The organism is Vibrio sp. 10N.222.55.C6 (genome assembly GCF_041473395.1).
GTDB lineage: Bacteria > Pseudomonadota > Gammaproteobacteria > Enterobacterales > Vibrionaceae > Vibrio > Vibrio crassostreae_C.
The window spans coordinates 1-628 of the sequence record NZ_JBFRSD010000874.1; the positions used below are offsets into that span (position 1 = coordinate 1).

At 37.9% G+C, this 628-nt stretch carries 1 pseudogene; it reads right to left on the bottom strand.

What is annotated here, in order from left to right:
* Positions 1 to 339 (bottom strand): annotated as a pseudogene (locus AB4486_RS26645) (hypothetical protein); the annotation flags it as partial.
* Between the last annotated feature and the right edge of the window lie 289 nt (positions 340 to 628).

Genomic DNA, 628 nt, shown 5'->3' on the forward strand with positions numbered 1-628 from the left:
CCGTAACACCTCGTCAGGTCCTCTGACTTCCAACAGCGTTTCATCAAATTCTAGCCACAAATGCCCTACTGAATTTTTCTTTAGTTCTGCTTTGGCAATTAAGTCATGTCTACTATCTGCAGGGTTTGCCTTCTCAGCATCATTAAGCAAATGATTTAACCACTTCACACGACGAGTAGCTCGAATGAAAGCAGATATAGACCACAGTAAGAAAAATGCCGCTACAAACCACAAAATCACCACAAACAAGGCACTCAACTGATCTGCTGTTTGTGGTGGAATTACGTTTAGACTGTTCAAGTCGGGCCATAAACTGGAGAGGTTAAGGCTATCTTTCATTTAAATCACTTCCAAAATTAATACGTCAACAAACTTGATTGTTGATATTCTATGAACCTACAACTCAACCATGCGCTGAGTGCTTTGTGTTAAAGAAGCTGCGAAGACTTCATCTATTGCTAAAAGTTTTCAAAGCTTTATATATTTTTTATGCCTGTGGCTCGTTATCTCTTTTAAGGTATTTTGATAATCTAACTCGTAGCTCTTTCTAAATATCCACCAAGCCTTAGTACATAATTCATGGCGCAATAATAGATTGATCCATCACATGTATATTGATCTAGTTCAT